Here is a 15,518-nt window from a genome sequence, read left to right as displayed (position 1 = left end):
GGTTTTGAGTTCCTTTCCCCTTTTCCCCTTTCCCTTTAACCGACTTCTGCAAGAAGTCTATTGGTTGTGCCAAAACCTGGCGTGAATGGCTGAATTGAAAGAGTATCTGTAGGGTGGGCAATGCCCACCATATCCGGATTTTGGTAGGCATTGCCCAATGCCAGATGCTACAAATGAAGGAAAAAGCCACTGGCTTTAAACTTCTGAGCGATGAGTCAATCCATCAATTTATTAATTAAAGTAACATTTTATTGCATAATATAAATACTATAGTCAAATAGAAATTGCCAAGAGAGTTAGGATAGCAAAATTACGCTATACATTACTGAAAGTAAGCTAAATTTTAATCGCACTTAAGCATAAATAATCATGTTTAAATTCAAGCTTTAGTCTGTTACTTGCTCACATTTATCTCTATAAACAATACAAACCATATCTGTTGTTTTGAGCAATCAAAACAACACTCTCCACATTATTAACTGCTCATATCATGAACACTAGGCGGTCTTCCAAAAAATCTCAAGCCAATTCCCCTGCTGCTAATGCATCTAATGAAGAGCAGCAGAATAATCAGCATGAATTATTTCCAATTGTGGCGATGGGAGGTTCTGCTGGTGGATTGGAGGCTTTTACAGAGTTGTTGAGCCATTTGCCAAATGATACTGGTATGGCATTTGTGATAATTCAGCACTTGAGTCCCAATCAAAGAAGTTTGTTGAGTGAAATTCTGGGAAGACAAAGCAACATGCCTGTAATTGAAGTGCAGGATGGTATGGTTGTGGAACCGAATCATGTCTACGTGATTCCCCCCAATGCTAAGATGTCCATTTCTCAAGGAGTGTTGCAGCTGACTCCGCGTGGGCACATCTCTGGGCATTTTATGTCAGTGGATGCTTTCTTTTTATCCTTAGCAGAGGAGCGAAAAAGCAAAGCGATCGCAGTTGTGCTGTCGGGGGGTGATTCAGATGGCGCAAGGGGATTGGAAAGCATCAAAGCAGCTGGTGGCATTACCTTTGCCCAGTGTGAGCAATCGGCAAAAGTCAGTAGTATGCCAAACACCGCCGTAGCTTCGGGTTATGTAGACTTTGTCCTGACGCCGCAAGAGATTGCTGAGCAACTGGCAAGAATCAGCGCTCATCCCTATATCAACGCCCAGACTCCAACAAAACAGCCTGAGGTAATTTCAGAGAGAGGGGATACTCTCGCGACAGTTTTTAATTTACTACGAGCTGCTACGGGAGTTGACTTTAACCACTACAAGCGAACCACTCTCAAGCGGCGCATCCTACGGCGGATGGTTTTGTACAAGCTGGAAAGATTGGAAGATTACGTCAAGTATCTCGAACAGCATCCAGACGAAGTAAAAGCGTTATATCAAGATGTGCTGATTACTGTTACCAGTTTTTTCCGCGATCCTGAAGTCTTTGAAGTTTTAAAGACAACAGTATTTCCGATTATTACCCAGAAGCGCACGCCAGATTCGCCTATCCGCATCTGGGTAGCAGGATGTTCAACAGGTGAAGAAGCTTACTCGCTGGCCATTAGCTTGCTGGAGTTTTTGAGCGATCAGGTAATCAATACACCCATCCAAATTTTTGCCAGCGATATCAATGATGTAGTAATTGAGAAAGCTAGGATTGGTATCTACAATCCTAGCCAAGTAGCAAACATCTCTCCAGAACGTTTACAGCGTTTCTTTGTCCCGGTAGAAGGTGGTTACCAAATTAGCAAGCCAGTGCGCGAGTTGTGTATCTTTGCTAAACAAAACTTGCTCGCCGATCCACCTTTTTCTAAGCTAGATCTGATTACTTGTCGTAATGTGCTAATTTATTTGGGAGCTGCTGTGCAAAAAAAGCTCCTACCAATATTTCACTATGGTCTTCAGCCAAATGCCTTTCTGATGTTAGGCACCTCAGAAACAGTAGGTGAGTTTACAGACTTGTTTTCTTTAGTAGACAGAAAACATAAGATTTATTCCCGCAAAATGGCACCTGCGCGGCTGGGTATAGACCTGATCGCCAGCAACTATCCTCTAGCAAGCGTTAATACTCAGCCAGCAATGAGTGGGGATATTTGGAATGACTTGGAAATACAAAAAGAGGCTGACCGGATTGTATTGAATCAATACGCCCCAGTCGGTGTGATTATTAACAGCGAACTAGAGATTTTGCAGTTTCGGGGGCAAACCAGTTTTTATTTGCAACCAGCACCAGGCAGACCCAGCTTTAACTTGCTGAAGATGGCAAGAGAAGAATTGCGGCTAGATTTACGCACAGCCATCAACCAAGCAAAAAAGCGAGAGGTGCCAGTGAGAAAGGATGGTATCCAGATTAAAAACAACGAGCAAATCAGGGAGATTAGCATTGATGTTGTGCCGTTCAAATCTCACACTGCTAAAGAACACTTATTTTTAGTATTGTTTAAAGAGATGCCCTTGTCAGCAACTGCTGAGGTAGAGCCAGTTAATGATGGCCGCGTTAGGTCCGCAGGCAGAAGACAAACTAGTGCTGAGCAGGAGATTAAGCGGCTCAAACTGGAGCTAGAAGGCACCAAAGGGCATTTGCAATCGATCATTGAGGAACAGCAAGCCACCAATCAAGACCTGAGAGCCGCCAACGAAGAGATCCTTTCGAGCAATGAAGAGTTGCAAAGTACAAATGAGGAACTAGAAACTGCTAAAGAAGAAATTCAGGCAAGCAATGAAGAACTAAATACAATCAACGACGAACTGCAACGGCGGAATTTTGAATCAACTCAGGTGAGCAATGATTTACAAAATTTACTCAGCAGTATCAATATTCCGATTCTGATGTTGGGAGGCGATTTGCGAATTCGGCGCTTTACACCGAGCGCCAGGAACCTGTTTAACCTGATTCCCTCGGATGTGGGGCGACCAATAAGTGATATTAATCACAACTTGAATATTCCTGATTTAGAGCAACAAATTTTAGAAGTAATTGGCACTCTTAACTTGAAAGCTCAGGAAGTTCAAGACGAGGAAGGTCATTGGTATGACTTGCGAATCCGGCCCTATCGGACAATAGATAATAAAATTGACGGTGCTGTAGTCATGTTGGTTGACATTGACGGACTCAAACGCAGCGCCGAACAGCTAAGAGTATCAAGAGATTATGCAGAAGCAATTGTAGATACCGTGCGGGAATCTATAGTATTGCTAAATTTAGACTTACAGGTAATTAGAGCCAATCGCTCTTTCTACGAAACATTTCATCTGCTACCATCGGAAACAGAACAGCACTCGATTTTTGAACTCGGAAATGGACAGTGGAATGAACCCCAGCTGCGATCGCTCTTAGAAGGCATTCTCCCCAGCAATACCCCGTTTCAAAATATAGAAGTTGAGTATCAATTCGAGGCAATCGGTTACAAAATTGTGCGGCTCAATGCTCGAAAAATAACGCATATAGAAAATAAGGAATTGATTCTGCTGTTAATTGAAGATATTACTCAGCAAAAGCAACTAGAAGCGGAACGTGCTCAACTTCTAGCACTAGAACAGACAGCCCGCGCTGCTGCTGAGACAGCCAACCGCGCCAAAGATGAATTTTTATCAGTTCTCTCTCACGAACTGCGTAATCCACTCAATTCCTTACTGGGGTGGGCACAGTTGCTACGGCGGACAGATCTCGACGCAGCGATAATTAATCAAGGACTAGAAGCGATCGAGCGTAGTGCCAATGCTCAAGCCCAGCTAATTGGAGATTTGTTAGACATTTCACGCATCAGTGCAGGTAGGCTGCGTCTGGATGCTGAACCAATTAAGCTTGTAACTGTAATTGAAGCAGCAGTTGAGGTTGTCCGTCTCTCAGCCGAAGCCAAAAATATTCAAATTGAAACCAGACTAGATCGTACAGACAGAAGGATAAACGCCGATCCCAATCGCTTACAACAGGTATTTTGGAATTTGCTTTCTAACGCAATTAAATTCACCCCAACCGGAGGCAGAATTGCGATCGCTTTAGAGTACACAGATTTCCACGCTCAAATTCAAGTCAACGACACAGGAAGAGGTATTAAAGCCGACTTTCTCCCCTTTATTTTCGAGCGCTTCCGTCAAGCTGATGGTAGCAGAAGGCGATCGAATCCTGGGTTAGGGTTGGGGCTTTCGATTGTGCGTCACTTGGTAGAACTTCACGGTGGTACAGTTGAGGCAGAAAGCCCAGGTGAAGATCAAGGGGCAACTTTTACCGTTAGGCTACCCTTGCAAACTCACTCCACAGAAATTTCTCTACCGACTACCAGACAGTTGATTGCCTTACAAGATCAGTTAGAAGTGCCTACTGGGAATATCACATCATTGGCAGGTGTGCGGGTACTGATTGTAGATGACGAAGCAGATATCCGCCAATTATTTGCCATCATCCTTGAGCAGTACGGAGTAGAAGTAACAGCAGTTGCATCAGCTAGCGCCGCACTATCAACGTTGAGGGCAAACCCAAACGGGTATGATGTGCTGCTATCTGACATTGGTTTGCCAGAGCAGGACGGTTACGATCTGATTCGTCAGGTAAGAACACTGGACACCGAAGCCGGGGGACAAATTCCCGCCGCCGCCCTAACGGCGTATGCTGCTCCGACAGAACATACAGAAGCTCTAGCAGCAGGATTTCAAATGCATATTGCTAAACCCATTGAACCGACGCAATTGCTATTCATAGTCGCTTCTTTAGCTGGAAGAATCAGAAATGCTTGATTTTTTGTCAGATCTCCCTAACCCCTTGTCAAGGCTAGGGTGTACACACAGATCAGCCAGTAGTGGCGTGGCAAACCTAAAGTTGTGCATTAGATTTATTTATTGGAAGGCGCTAAAGCGCAACTACAAACATTTTTTATTGCAACATTTTAGCTGTGTCAGTCCACTACCAAATAAAAGCTAAATTCCCTTTTTCAAGGGTTACGAATTGGTATTATTTGTTGCTTTGCGTCAAACTTTTTAAACTAGAAGCTGTTTCTTCTGGTTTTCCAGACAGAGGAAAAACTAAAATACTCTTGATTGCCTGATTATCTACTAATTCTTTTAAGCGATGTAATTGTCGATCGGTAATGGCAATTCCAGCATAATTTTCAGCATAATTTGATTCTTCTTTGAAATTAGCCTCATTATAAGCTTGAATAAACACTCGATCCACTTTCCAATTTTGCCAATCAGCTGCGAAATATCGTTTAGCCCAATAAGGATTATGATGACAAATATCAAAACTAACGTTCGAGTTAGCTTGTTTCATCGCAGTTATCATTTGCTGTAAAAAATTAGTTAACTTAGCAGTACGGTCAACTTTCCCGGGTAATTCAGCATAATAACCTAGATAATCATCCCATTGAACTGCATCAATATTTGGATATTTTTTGACGAACTCTACTAAGATATTCCTAAATAAATTAGCAACCTCAGGAATTTGAACATCAAGCACATAATGATCAATGCCAACGTATGTTTTATCCACCCCAGGAACAATCCAATTCCGAGAAATTGCTAAATCATAAATTGGGCTATTTTTATCTATCTTAATTCCCTTCTCGAAATAAGCATGAACTTGCATTCCCTGCTTATGTGCCTCATCAATCAACCAATCTAACCAGCGCTCTTGAAACAGGTTTGGACAACTTTTATACCCTAGCGTCTGCTGCATCACGTCGCTATTGTACATCGTACAACCATTACCCCAAACGCCATGAATAATCGTATTAACTCCTTGAGAATGATAGTAACGAACTCTTTCACGAATCGTTTTTTCATCAGCATTATTAGTGACTTGGTAGCGACTTAAATAAATTCCTCTAATTACTTTTTTCTCCCAAGGACTTTTAGATAATGGGATTTTTTGAGGCGTTACTGTTTTAAGTGGAGCTTGCTTCTTATGATTGGGAGCGCGATTTGAAGTACTTGATAAAGAGGGAGTGGGAGCAGGATTTAAAAAAGGAAGATTTATTAGCTGATTTTTAGGTAAAAGGTTGCTGATTTCTAAATGTCCTTTCTGACTGAACCACCAATAACCACCTCCTAAGATAACTATAATTATAGAGATCGGAATATTTGAGCATCCACATCCACTTGGCTTTTCCTTTGGGCGCGACATAATAATATTTATAAATATAGGACTCGTATTTGATTTTTGCGAAGCTAGGTACACCTGCAACTCTGTTCTGTCTTGTTCTTTTTTCCCTGTTTCCCTGTTGCAAACTGTTAATTTAGTATAACAAGTACGGTAGAGCCAGTAATTTCAGCTACAGTAACACTTAAATTATTTCATCTGTTGTTTGCGTACACCTACTAAAGAAATCGGTTAATCTCGCGGTTTGTAAATGCTGACTTATCTTCATTTTAATTAATTTTTTATTTTACTCTGTATTTTCCCTTAGCTTTTTTCAAAAATTAAACCTGATTCCTATATTAATGAGGGTCATAATTTGTTAACTGACAGAAGCGACCAGCATAAGTATTTATAGTTTTCATTAATCCTCTAAATTGAGCTATTGTCTTGGGAATATTAAGTTAATAAGAGGTTATGAGAATTCTGATTGTAACGCTGAAGGCTACCACTAGGCGAAGCAATTTCCAGTCCGAGTTATTACAGTTAGGTTATTCCCTTTTAATGTGTCAGTTACAAGAGTGAAGCAAGAAAAATTATGACTACTCTTTTGGAATACAAAGTTAGAGAAACAGTTTATGAGGATTCAAGAACCGTTATTTACCGGACAATAAGAGAAAAAGATAACAAACCAGTTATTCTCAAAACGCTCCGTGCTGACTGTCCTACCTTAGAAGAAATCAGCCAACTCCGGCACGAATACGATATCTCAAAGCGACTAAAAATAGCCGGGATCGTGCAAACTTACGGACTAGAGAACTATCGCAACAGTCTGGTTCTAGTCTTGGAAGATTTTGGCGGTCAATCTATCAAGGACTTTATTGATAACAATCCTATCGATATTTTGTCTTTTCTCAAAATTGCTATTCAATTAGCAAATACTCTGTTTGAACTGCACCAAAATCAGATTATCCATAAAGATATTAAAAGCCAAAATATTATTATCAATCCAGAAACTTTGCAAGTCAAAATTACTGACTTCAGTATTGCTTCGCGCTTATCAAAAGAAAATCCTAGCTTCAGCAATCCCAAATTTATCCAAGGGACGCTCGCCTATATGTCTCCGGAACAAACCGGGCGGATGAATCGTTCTATTGACTATCGTACCGACTTCTACTCTTTGGGCGTTACTTTTTATGAAATCCTCACAGGTAAGCTGCCTTTTGCAACAACTGACCCAATGGAGTTGGTTCACTGTCACATTGCCAAACAACCTTTACCTCCTAGCAAACTCAATCCTAAAATTCCTCTAAGTATTTCTAATATTATTCTAAAGTTATTGGCAAAGACAGCAGAAGATAGATACCAAAGCGCTCTCGGTCTGCAAGCTGATTTGGAAACTTGTCTTGTACAACTGCAAGTTACAGGCCAGATTGAAAACTTCATTTTGGGCGAACAAGACCGTTCTGGTCAACTACAAATTCCGCAAAAACTTTACGGTCGTGAAGCTGAAGTTGCTACACTCATTGAGGCTTTCGTTCGCGTCGCCACAGAAACCGAGGAATCAGCCGATTCCGGCGCAACGGAAATGATGCTTGTGGCGGGTTATTCAGGAATTGGTAAGTCGGCTTTAGTCAATGAAGTTCACAAACCGATTGTCAAAGCACGCGGTTATTTTATTGCTGGCAAGTTCGATCAATTTAAACGAAATATTCCCTATAGTTCCGTTGTCAATGCGCTTCAAGATTTAATTCGCCAGTTGCTTACAGAAAGTCAAGAAAGTATAGCTGTTTGGAAGCAAAAACTCGTAGAGGCGTTGGGTGCTAACGCTCAGGCGATCGTTGAAGTCATCCCCGAAGTCGAACTAATAATTGGTCAACAACCCGACATTCCGCAATTAGGACCAACCGAATCTCAAAACCGCTTCAATCGAGCTTTTCAAAAGTTTATTCAAGTCTTCGCCCAACCCATACATCCGTTGGTTCTATTTCTAGATGATTTACAGTGGTCAGATTCAGCGTCTCTAAAATTAATTCAGCTGATGATGACAGACCCAGATAGCAAACATTTGTTGCTAATTGGAGCTTATCGAGATAATGAAGTCAGCGTTACCCATCCCTTAATGGTAACTTTGGAGGAAATTAAAAAAACAGGTGCAACAGTTAATGCGATCGCTCTCCAAGCTTTAGAAGTTGACCACGTTTGCCAAATAGTAGCCGATACCCTCAAAGAAAGCGAAAAATCACAACCTTTTGCCGAACTACTCTTCAATAAAACCCAAGGTAATCCCTTCTTTTTAACTCAGTTACTCCAAACTCTATACCAAGACAAGCTATTAACTTTTGACTTTAAATCTGATACTTGGCAGTGGGACATCGCTAAAATTCAAACCATTGGCATCACTGATTATAATGTTGTCGAACTCGTTGCCAGAAATATTCAAAAACTGCCGCCCGCAACACAGGAAGTTCTGAAATTAGCGGCTTGTATTGGTAACTCTTTCAATTTAGACGTTCTGGCAATTGTCCGTGAGAAATCTCAATCAACAACAGCTACAGAACTTTGGAGCGCTCTGCAATCAGGTTTAATTTTACCCCTCAGCAATGCCTATAAAATTCCATTAGCTACCGATGACGAGTCACAAATCCTTGATAATTTTGAGCAACTAACCGCAGATCGTGAAGCACTAATTATTTCCTATAAATTTTTACACGACCGAGTACAGCAAGCTGCTTATTCCCTGATTCCTGAGGAGCAGAAAAAAGAAACTCATCTCAAAGTTGGTCAACTGCTGCTAAAAAATACCCCGTCCGAAAAAATTGAAGAAAATATCTTCGACATCGTTAACCAACTCAATATTGGGGTAAAACTGATTAGCGAACGCATCCAAAAAGACGATCTAGCTCACCTCAATTTAATTGCAGGTCGCAAAGCTAAGGCCGCAACCGCTTACGAACCAGCTGTGAGATACTTAACAGTTGGATTGGAACTGCTAGCACCTGATAGTTGGCAAACTCACTATGACCTCACGCTCAACCTTTATGTAGAAGCAGCAGAAGCAGAGTACTTAAACATCAACTTCCAGCGGTCAGCTGCCTTAACTGAAGTTGTGCTGCAACACGCCACTACCCTGCTTGACAAAGTAAAGGTGTACGAGATCCAAATCCAGTATTATTTTGCTCAAAGCCAAATGAGCGCAGCGCTAGAAACTGGTCTTTCTGTATTGGAAATGCTAGGAGTTTTCTTAGAATCTACCTCTAATAATGTGCATTGGGTAGTTGAGATCCCGGAAGTTGAAGATTTAGACAACCTTGCGATCGTGAGCGATCCTCACAAACTAGCAATTTTGCGACTGCTGATCAATGTTTCGGCCAGTTCTACCTTTGCTAGACCTGAGATGTTGCCATTTATTATATTGACTCAGATTAATTTCTGTATTAAACATGGTTATTCTGGGCTAGCAGCTTTTGCTTATGTTTTGTATGGGATGCTTTTGTGTACGGTAAAAGGGGACATGGAAACGGGATATCTTTCGGGACAATTAGCATTAAAGCTGTTAGATAAATTTAATGCCAAAGAACTCAAAAGCAAAGTATATAACCTCTTCAATTTGTTTATCCGTCCTTGGAAAGAGCATATTAAAACAACTCTCAAACCATTTATTGAAGGAGCACATAGCGGACTGGAAACAGGCGATATCGAGTTTTCTAGCTATTGTACAATTAACTACTGCTCTCATTTATTCTTGGCAGGAGAGCAACTAGGAAAGGTTCAGCAGCAGCAAACACAATACTTTGAGCTACTGCTAAACCTGAAGCAAGAATATTCAATTAACTACGTGAGGATTTGGCGACAACTTACCTTAAATCTGTTAGGAAAAGCCGATAATAAATATCAACTAATTGGTGAAACTTTTGATGAATCAAAAAGCTTACCTGATTTTTTAGCAGCAAACAATCCAATTTTGCTGTTTCTTACCTACAATGCCAAATTAATTCTACTGTATCTATTTAAAGACTGTGCCCAAGCAGTTACCAACGCAAAATTAGCCGCAGACTATATTACGCCTGTTGGCGGGTGGGTGATAGTTTTTGGTAACTATTACTTCTTCTATTCCTTGGCGCTTCTCGGTTTGTATTCTCAAGCGAAAACTAGCGAACAACAACAGCATCTAGCTCTGGTTGAAGAACATCAGCAAAAAATGCAACAATTGGCCGATCACGCTCCTTGCAACTTCCAGCATAAGTACGAACTTGTGGAAGCAGAAAAAGCGCGAGTCTTGGGACAAATCCTGACAGCAATGGAGCTTTACGACAAGGCGATCGCCAATGCTAAAGAGCAAGGATTCATTCAAGATGAAGCCTTAGCCAACGAACTAGCAGCAGAGTTTTACTTTTCGCTAGGGCGAGAGAAAGTAGCTCAAACTTATTTAATTGAGGCTTACTATACCTATATTCGCTGGGGAGCGACAGCAAAAGTTAAAGATTTAGAATTACGTTATCCAGTAGTTTTCTCGCAAATTCATAAACGAGAAACTCTAGACAGGGAATTAACTCAGACGACAACCTCGACTAGTGGAATTGCATTTAGTATCTTAGATTTCACCACCTTTATGAAAGCATCGCAAGCTTTAACGGGTGAAATTGTTCTGAGTCGCTTGCTAGAAAAGTTACTAAAAATTGTCATGGAAAATGCAGGCGCTCAAACGAGTTACTTGCTTTTAGAAAAAGAAGGACAGTTATTTATTGAGGCTAAGGGTTGTGTCGAGCAAGATGAATTCACTTTATGTTCTTCTATTCCTGTGGAAACTACAGATGCTTACCTGCCACTCTCTTTAATTAATTATGTGGCGCGAACGAAGGAAAATATTGTCTTAAATCATGCTGTTAAAGAAGGAAAATTTACCAAAGACCCTTATATTGCTACAAATAAACCAAAGTCGATTTTGTGTATTCCCTTAATTAATCAATGTCAATTAATTGGCATTCTTTATTTAGAAAATAATCTCACTATTGATGCCTTTACTTCCCAAAGACTCGAAGTTTTAGGGCTGCTTTCTTCTCAAATGGCTATCTCTCTAAAAAATGCTTTGCTATATGCCAATCTAGAATCAGCTAATGGAAAACTCAAAGAAGCAAAAGACAGCTTAGAAGATTACAGCAGAAATCTCGAACAAAAAGTCGAGTCAAGAACGCTAGAGATTCAGGACAAAAATCAGCATTTACAACAAGCTTTGCAACAATTACAGCAAACCCAAACTCAACTAATTCAAACAGAAAAAATGTCCAGTTTAGGGCAACTTGTAGCTGGGGTAGCTCACGAAATTAACAATCCAATTAACTTTATTAATGGCAACCTTGTTCATACAAGTAGATATCTTCAAGATTTGCTCCAGCTAGTGGAAGACTACGAACAAAATTATCCCGATCCTGTATCGGAAATTATTGATAGACAAGAAGCTATTGACCTGGAATTCTTGAAAGAAGATCTGCCAAAAACTTTAGAATCAATGAAAATGGGAGCCAATCGCATCCGCGAGATTGTGCTGTCGCTGCGTAACTTCTCCCGTCTGGATGAAGCGGAAATGAAAGATGTAGATATTCATGAAGGCATTGATAGTACATTGCTTATTTTGCAGCATCGCTTGAAAGAAAAGGCAGGACGACCGAGAATTGAAATTTATAAAGACTACGTTCAACTCCCAGAGGTTGAGTGCTATCCTGGGCAGCTAAATCAAGTTTTTATCAATATTCTGACAAACGCGATCGATGCCATCGAACAACAATGTTCTTTAGAGCATAACAATGGGAAAACTTCTAACTCAATCACCAATTCGCCAGCTATTCATATTCGTACCGAACGCTTAGATGTTGACCGCGTTGCGATACACATCACAGACAATGGTCCTGGTATGGAAGAAGAAGTTCGTCGTCGAGTGTTCGATCCTTTCTTTACAACTAAACCAATTGGTTCTGGTACGGGTCTGGGATTGTCGATTTGCTATCAAACTATTGTTGAAAAGCACCGAGGTCAATTGAAGTGTAGCTCTGCACCAGGACAAGGAGCTGAATTCATTATTGAGATTCCCATCCAGCAGCATAAGTAAGTTGAAGGCAGTCCCGATGAAAAAGCAGGGGAGCAGGGGGACAAGGGAGACAAGGAGGACAAGGAGGACAAAGGACAAATGACTATTGACAAATGCCCCATTTTCTTTTTCACCGGAATAGCTGAGGGTAAATTTGTCTCCAAGCCAGCCAGATGCAGACACCCATTAACAGCAACAACCAGATCAGCGCCGCTAACCACCACTCTGGTACACTGAACGGCCAGCGTAATAGATCGACAAAGGCCGCCAAGGGTAATACACTCGCTAATTTTTGAAGTATGGGGGGAAGTGTGTCGCGAGGAAAGTAGGTGCCGCAAATTGTAAACATAGGCACGATCAATAAAAAAATCGGTACGTTTAATTGGTCTACTGTGCGGACAATTCCTGCCGTCAGCAGTCCCATTCCCGCAAACAAAAGACAGCCCAAACAAATCAGGGGTAAAGATAAAAGCATATTCCAACCCGAATACAACCCCCAGAAAACTACTACGATCGCAGTTACTAAACCCGCAATTAAACCCCGAGTTGCTGCCCAAAGCCATTCGCCTAAAAACACCTCAGCAAATGTGAGCGGTGCTGTTAATAATGCTTGCCAAGTTCTCTGATACTTCAAACGAATGAAGCTACCGTAGGCTCCTTCAAAAAAGGATTGATTGAGGACTGCGATCGCAATTGCTCCGGGAGCAATAAACTTTAGATAACTAATGCTTTGTCCGCTATAAGTTATCTCTCCCACTAAGGGAGTTAAGCCATAACCAAAAGCCACCAGATAAATTAAGGGTTCTAATATTGGCGGTAGTAAGTTAACTAGCCAAGTATGTTGGTACACCTTGGCATTACGACGCCAAACAGAATAAACACCCCAAACAGTAATACTTGAATTTAATTTCATCCTAGTGACATACCAGTAAGTCGTAGGAACACATCTTCTAAATTAGCCCGTCTTCGAGTCAGGCTTGTTGGCTCGGTAGCAACAAGTTGTTCCCATAAAAGATTGGGATTATTTGCGGGTAAAGTTACGAGATAACTGCTACCAAATGGGCGATACCAAACTCCTGCTGACATCGCTAGCTGTTGCAAAATAGATTCTGCTATACCTTCGATTTCAACTATTTCTTGCCCGACAATACGATCAATTAGTTCTATCGAACTTCCTTGATCAATTACTTGTCCTTGCTGAAGTAACAGCAGGCGATCGCACAATCGCTGTGCTTCATCCATGTAATGAGTTGTGAGCAGCACAGCACTACCACTTTGTTTAAGTTGACTAACTAGTTTCCAAAAATCTTGTCGCGCATCTGGATCTAAACCTGTTGTTGGTTCGTCCAAAAAAACTACTTGCGGATGGTTAATCAAAGCACGCGCCAAAACAACTCGCCGCTTGAGTCCGCCAGAGAGTTGATCGAGGCTATACTTGGCATAATCTTGCAGTCCTACTTGCTCTAATAATTCTCCAACTCGATGCCGTGCTGCTTTTCCAACTAAGCGATAGTGATGAGCAAAGTGAATTAGGTTTTGAAAAACAGTAAACTCTGGATCTAAGTTATCTTCTTGAGTAACTATTCCCATGAAAGTACGAGCTTGGCGGCCTTGACGATGTACTTGCCAAGCTCCTAATTGTACCGAGCCTCGACTGGGAATTACTGCTCCATAAAGCATCGCTACTGTCGTAGTTTTTCCGGCTCCATTTGGCCCTAAAAGACCGAGAATTTCTCCAGGGTTCAGCGTGAAATTGACGCTTTGAACGACTGGAATATTTCCATAAAATTTCCATAGATCACTAACAACCAATACCATTGATTTCCTCTCATATAGCAATCCTAAATAAGCGATGAAAAAACCTTAAGTAGTGTAGGGTGGTTCCTGCTTACCAGATATGGGTTTTAGTGGGCATTACCCAACGCAGTGGCTCCCCTACGATATTTCAAAAATTAACCTATGCCTCTACCTTTATGCTTTAGCTGTTTCCTATTACTTATCTATAGGACTCATATTTGATTTCTGAAAAAATCTATGTATCTGTAGTATCTGTAGGGGAGCCAGTGCGTTGGACGGGTTTCCCGGCTTAAAGCAACTGGCGTTGGGCAATGCCCACCCTACGTATGATTTCAAAAATCAAATCGGATTGCTATACATTAATAAATTTAATTTTGTCTATCTACTGATTAATCTTGTAATGAGCAAACAAAGATTTGTTGAAATGAATTGGAACTGAAAGGCGAGCCATCATATGCACCAAACTTCTTTTCTATTTTGAATCCATTGTATTTTAGTAATGCTTCCAATTCTTGGGGAAAGTATAATCGATAGGTTATTTCTTCAATCCGTTCTTGTTCTTCTCCAACTAACTTAAAAAACAACTTCGTTTTATAAATTTGCTGAGTTAGATCGAGTTCATTAGAGTAAGTAACTACCACTGTACCTTTGTTATCAGGATGGGGGTAAATTGAATACAGATTTTTTTTAGAATCGAATAATATATCTAAGCTGGCTTTTGTAGCTGGATTGAAGATATCAATAACAAACTTTCCTCCAGTTTCTAAATGTTTCTTTACACAAGAAAAACAAGCTTCAACCGCTTCTATATTTAAAAGATGCCAAATACAATTGATTGGGAAAATAATCAGGTTAAACTTCTTAGCCAGATCGAATTTTTGGATATCAGCTTTTATCCATTCAACTTGAGCAGACTTCTTTCTAGCTAGTTCTAGCATTGAGTCAGCAATATCAATTCCAGTTACTTGGAATCCTTTATCAGCTAATGGTAGAGCTACCCGACCTGTTCCGCAGCTTAACTCTAAAATTGGATCGCCGTATTGACTGGCCATATCCAACCAGAAAGGAATGTCTAAAGTAGTTAGCTTAGGAACCAAACAATAGTTTTCGTAAATCAAATCGTAATGTCTACCGTCATAATGCAGATATTCCTGCTCTGAAAATACAGAAGAATTTTCTTTTTTTGTGGCTTCTGAACTTGCGAAGCTTGCACTTACCCGTGCTTCTAATTCATTATTCATTTGCTTTGCTTTACTATTATCTACAACAATCCCACTGTGCTTGGCCAAGATAGACATCATGAGCTTAGCCTATACCCAAGCAATATTCAAGGTTGTATTTTATACTGTCTAAGGCAATAATTTTACTGTTTATATTTAACGTTAGGCGATCGCATCAAACCAGGATTACACAACCAAGCCTAAGTTTGCTAAAGAAAATAATTATTAAGCGGCTTGCAAGTTACACTGCAAAATACATTGCAATACCTTAACTAAAAAGCGCTTAGATTAAATATTAAAGAGGTTGAAAATTTCAAGTTACTACTTTTCCTGCAAAACTCAATGGTCTTATTTTGCTGTCTGGAA

Annotated in this window: 6 protein-coding genes; 2 read left to right on the top strand and 4 right to left on the bottom strand. The window is 40.6% G+C overall.

The window, feature by feature from the left end; translation table 11 throughout:
- Nucleotides 1-490: 490 nt before the first annotated feature.
- Entirely contained in the window at nucleotides 491-4,714 is a 4,224-nt protein-coding gene (locus BV372_RS21495; protein WP_086688524.1) for a chemotaxis protein CheB, read from the top strand.
- A gap of 214 nt (nucleotides 4,715-4,928) precedes the next feature.
- Here BV372_RS21495 and BV372_RS21490 read toward each other — a convergent pair whose 3' ends face one another.
- Nucleotides 4,929-6,098 (bottom strand): family 10 glycosylhydrolase, encoded by a 1,170-nt coding sequence (locus BV372_RS21490; RefSeq protein WP_086688523.1) that lies wholly within the window; start codon nucleotides 6,096-6,098, stop codon nucleotides 4,929-4,931.
- Nucleotides 6,099-6,648: 550 nt separating this feature from the next.
- Between BV372_RS21490 and BV372_RS21485 the strand changes: the two genes are divergently transcribed.
- Nucleotides 6,649-12,156: an ATP-binding sensor histidine kinase gene (locus BV372_RS21485; protein ID WP_086688522.1), complete on the top strand. Its 5,508-nt coding sequence runs from the start codon at nucleotides 6,649-6,651 to the stop codon at nucleotides 12,154-12,156.
- A 109-nt stretch (nucleotides 12,157-12,265) separates the two neighbouring features.
- Here BV372_RS21485 and BV372_RS21480 read toward each other — a convergent pair whose 3' ends face one another.
- The 3 genes from BV372_RS21480 to BV372_RS21470 all read right to left on the bottom strand — a co-directional run bounded on the left by BV372_RS21480 (nucleotide 12,266) and on the right by BV372_RS21470 (nucleotide 15,233).
- Nucleotides 12,266-13,048 carry an ABC transporter permease gene (locus BV372_RS21480; RefSeq protein WP_086688521.1) on the bottom strand — a complete coding sequence of 261 codons (783 nt, stop codon included), beginning with the start codon at nucleotides 13,046-13,048 and terminating at the stop codon, nucleotides 12,266-12,268.
- The gene (locus BV372_RS21475) at nucleotides 13,045-13,953 is read right to left on the bottom strand and encodes an ABC transporter ATP-binding protein (RefSeq protein WP_086688520.1); all 909 of its coding nucleotides are present in this window, start codon (nucleotides 13,951-13,953) and stop codon (nucleotides 13,045-13,047) included. The genes BV372_RS21480 and BV372_RS21475 overlap by 4 nt, the downstream gene beginning before the upstream one ends.
- 368 nt (nucleotides 13,954-14,321) lie before the next feature.
- The gene (locus tag BV372_RS21470) at nucleotides 14,322-15,233 is read right to left on the bottom strand and encodes a class I SAM-dependent methyltransferase (RefSeq protein WP_256973361.1); all 912 of its coding nucleotides are present in this window, start codon (nucleotides 15,231-15,233) and stop codon (nucleotides 14,322-14,324) included.
- Nucleotides 15,234-15,518: the final 285 nt, after the last annotated feature.

It is taken from the genome of Nostoc sp. T09, assembly GCF_002154695.1.
Taxonomy (GTDB): domain Bacteria; phylum Cyanobacteriota; class Cyanobacteriia; order Cyanobacteriales; family Nostocaceae; genus Aulosira.
The sequence above is the reverse complement of the archived record's forward strand: the minus strand, read 5'-3'. Positions and strand labels throughout refer to the sequence as shown.

What these genes read in the sequence shown, in the direction of transcription:
- BV372_RS21485 (WP_086688522.1), top strand. Translation starts at nt 6,649, where the DNA reads ATGACTACTCTTTTGGAATACAAAGTTAGAGAAACAGTTTATGAGGAT.
- BV372_RS21475 (WP_086688520.1), bottom strand. Translation starts at nt 13,953, where the DNA reads ATGGTATTGGTTGTTAGTGATCTATGGAAATTTTATGGAAATATTCCA.
- BV372_RS21495 (WP_086688524.1), top strand. Translation starts at nt 491, where the DNA reads ATGAACACTAGGCGGTCTTCCAAAAAATCTCAAGCCAATTCCCCTGCT.
- BV372_RS21470 (WP_256973361.1), bottom strand. Translation starts at nt 15,233, where the DNA reads ATGATGTCTATCTTGGCCAAGCACAGTGGGATTGTTGTAGATAATAGT.
- BV372_RS21480 (WP_086688521.1), bottom strand. Translation starts at nt 13,048, where the DNA reads ATGAAATTAAATTCAAGTATTACTGTTTGGGGTGTTTATTCTGTTTGG.
- BV372_RS21490 (WP_086688523.1), bottom strand. Translation starts at nt 6,098, where the DNA reads ATGTCGCGCCCAAAGGAAAAGCCAAGTGGATGTGGATGCTCAAATATT.